The organism is Mesorhizobium sp. M7A.F.Ca.CA.002.05.1.1 (assembly GCF_003998335.1).
Taxonomy (GTDB): domain Bacteria; phylum Pseudomonadota; class Alphaproteobacteria; order Rhizobiales; family Rhizobiaceae; genus Mesorhizobium.
Genome location: NZ_RZQI01000731.1, coordinates 1 through 3,072, shown reverse-complemented (window position 1 = coordinate 3,072; position 3,072 = coordinate 1). Strand labels below are relative to the sequence as shown.

Annotated in this window: 4 protein-coding genes; 1 reads left to right on the top strand and 3 read right to left on the bottom strand. The window is 65.9% G+C overall.

Annotation, left to right across the window (positions count from 1 at the left end; all coding sequences use genetic code 11):
* Together EN939_RS27485 and EN939_RS27480 are read right to left on the bottom strand one after the other, a co-directional pair.
* A partial coding sequence (locus tag EN939_RS27485) for a LacI family DNA-binding transcriptional regulator (protein WP_164751264.1) occupies positions 1 to 690 on the bottom strand: 690 nt, incomplete at its 3' end.
* A gap of 177 nt (positions 691 to 867) precedes the next feature.
* Complete coding sequence (locus EN939_RS27480) at positions 868 to 2,097, bottom strand: MFS transporter (protein ID WP_127270871.1); 1,230 nt, start codon at positions 2,095 to 2,097, stop codon at positions 868 to 870.
* A 171-nt stretch (positions 2,098 to 2,268) separates the two neighbouring features.
* Between EN939_RS27480 and EN939_RS27475 the strand changes: the two genes are divergently transcribed.
* A complete protein-coding gene (locus tag EN939_RS27475; protein WP_127270870.1) occupies positions 2,269 to 2,559 on the top strand; it encodes a DUF3175 domain-containing protein in 291 nt (96 codons plus the stop codon).
* A gap of 12 nt (positions 2,560 to 2,571) precedes the next feature.
* On the opposite strand, the gene EN939_RS27470 is transcribed toward EN939_RS27475, so the two are convergent.
* Positions 2,572 to 3,072: FadR/GntR family transcriptional regulator (locus tag EN939_RS27470; RefSeq protein ID WP_164751263.1), on the bottom strand; the 501-nt coding region annotated here is incomplete at its 5' end.

Sequence of the window (3,072 nt, the reverse complement as noted above, 5' to 3'; positions counted from 1 at the left end):
GGACAGCACCGGCGTGGTGGTTACGAGGCGCGAGTCGAACAGGCCCGCGGCCTCCATCGCCGCGCGATAGCCGGCAAGGCGCCGCTGCGAACGCGGATCCATGCGCGCGCCGATGAAGCCGATGCGGCGATAGCCCGCCTCGATCAGATGCTCGGTCGCCGCCCTGCCGCCATCGAGATGCGAGAAGCCGACCATCATGTCGACCGGATCTGGACCGGTTTCCATGACCTGCACCACAGGGCAGCCGGCACTTTCCAGCAGCTTTCGCGAAGCCGGTGTCTGATCGATGCCGGCGACGATCAGCGCGGCTGGCCGTTGCGAACCGAACACCTGCAGCAGCCGCTCTTCCTCGAGGCCGGAATAGTGGGTGTTGCCAAGCTGGATGCGGAACGGGCTGGCCGACAGGCTGTCATAGATGCCGCGCACCACCTCGGCGAAGACGTTGTTGGTCAGCGACGGCACCAGCACGCCGAACACCTCGGCGCGCGCCGAGGCGAGCGCCCGGGCATTCGGGTCCGGCACGTAGCCCAGTTCGTCGACGGCGGCCTGGATCTGGCGGCGCAGCTCTTCGGACACACGCTCCGGCTCGCGCAGGGCGCGCGACACGGTGATGGCGCCGACGCCGGCCTTGCGTGCGACATCCGCGATGGTCGGGCGACCGCCGCCCCGGCGCGAGCGCGGCTTGGTCAAGGACGCACTCCTGGCGACTGGCTTGTGCAGCCAAGCGCCTTTGGAACCATATTCGGGGTCTTTGCCACCGTCGTCATGCCAAACCGGCCTGTTGCCGCACCCATTCGCCTTCCGGCGTCGCGCAGCCTTGGGTGGTTGTCAAGCCGCGCAGCTCCCGGACCATTGGGCACGGTGAGCTCAGGCCGTCACGGCTGTGCTGCGCCGTGCCTTCCAGAACAGCAGCCCGATCGCCACCAGGTTCAGCAAATTCCACGCGATGCCGTTGAGGAATGCGGCGGCGTAGGAACCAGTCAAATCGTAGATCCAGCCCGACATCCAGCCGCCGATCGCCATGCCGAAGATGGTCGCCATCATGACGATGCCGATACGCTGGCCGGCCTCCCTGGCCGGCATGTAATCGCGCACTATGATCGCGTAGCAAGGCACGATGCCGCCCTGCGACAGGCCGAACACCAGCGACACCACATAGAGCGAGGCAAGCCCGTCGAACGGGATATAGAACAGCAGCGACAGGCACTGCAGCACCGAGCCGATCATCAATGTCCACACCGCGCCGATACGGTCGGCGAGGAAGCCGGACGCCAGCCGGCTGACGACGCCGCCGGCCATCATGATCGACAGCATGTCGGCGCCATGCGCCACGCCGTAGCCGAGGTCCATGCAATAGGCGACGATATGCACTTGCGGCATCGACATCGCCACGCAGCAGCCGAGCCCGGCGACGACCAGCAGCACCTGCAAGGCCGCCGGCGACAGCGAGATCGGCTGCACCGATCGGCTTCCGGGCGAACCCGCGACGGCCGCCGCCGGGGCACCGCGCCGCAGCATCAGCACCAGCGGCACCATTGTCACCAGGCAGAAGATGCCGATTGCCGCATAGGTGAAGCGCCAGCCTTCCGCCTTCATCAGCGTCGGCATGATGGTCGGCCACAACGCTCCGGCAAGGTAATTGCCGGCCGCCGCCGCCGTGACCGCGACACCGCGACGACGGTTGAACCAGTGCGAGATATCGGCGATCAGCGGCCCGAAGATCACCGACGTGCCGACACCGATCAGCACTCCTTGGGCAAGCGTGAATTGCAGGATCGAGGTCGACAGCGCCGCGAGCAGCAGGCCGGCGGAAAGCGCAATCGAAGAGAGCAGCGCCGGGATCCAGTAACCCATCCGGTCGATGGCGCGGCCGACCAGCACGTTGCCGGCGGCGAAACCGACCATGGTCGCGGTGTATGGCATGGACGCCGCGGCGCGGTCGACGCCGAACTCGGCCTGCACCGCAGGCAGCACGACGACGACAGCCCACATGCCCACGGCGCCGATCGTCGCCAGCAGCATCGAGATGGCAAGCCGCATCCAGGCATAGGAGCTGTCGATGCCGGGGCCGGGCTGGATGCTGTCGGTTCGGGTCAAGGCGTTTCCTGTCGGCGGTCTCGGAGATCGGCTGCCGTTTGCGCCACTATCGGCGCATTCTCAGGCCGCAGCAGCGCCACAGCGGGCAAATCCGTGGCTCCAGAGCCAGGCCGGAACCGATGCCGATGTGCAGAGTTTTCCCGGCAACCCACCCTGCAAAGGAGTCCAGCGATGACCGCCACCAGGAAAAAATGGTCGGCCGAGGTGACCGAGCACAGCAACGCAATGGATCTTGAGGATCACGTCTTCGAATCCGACGACGCCAGGAAGATCGCCGGCTCGCTGAAACGATCCGCCGAACACAGCCACAGGCGCAAGGCCGAGCCTTTCCAATCCGCCATGTCGATGCTGAATTTTTACATCAACCGCGCCGGCAAGAACTTGCCTGCCGCGCGCAAAAAAGTGCTTGAGGACGCCAAGGACGAACTGCGCAGCGCCTTCGGACGTGACAAGGATGATTAGCGGCGGCCGGCCCTACCGGGCGCGGATGACGCCGTCTGTGTTGGCGAGCAGTTTGCGCACTGCATTGCGCGCGGCGTCGGGGCGCTGCAAGCGGATGTTCTTCTCGATCGCCTCGTGCAGCTTCTGCGCGTGGTTGAGATCGTCGATCTCCCGCGTCGTATAGGCAAAGAGGTGATCGAACGCGGACTCGATCAGTACGCCGAGCGGCACCAGAAGGTCATTGCCCGAAGCCCGCAGGATGGCAAGATGGAAGCGCGTGTCGGCACGGGTCCGCTCCTGCAGGCTCGTCGCCTCTCCCATCTCCCGGCAGGCCAGGCTGATCTCGGCCATCTGCTCGTCGGTTCTTCGCATGGCGGCAAACGCGGTCGCTTCCGGCTCGATGATGTGGCGGAATTCCTGCACCGTCTTGAGGAACACTTCGCGATCCGGCGACGTCGCGTACCAGGCAAGCACATCGCGATCGAGCAGGTTCCAGCGTTCCTTCGGCTCGACCCAGCTGCCGATCTTGGGACG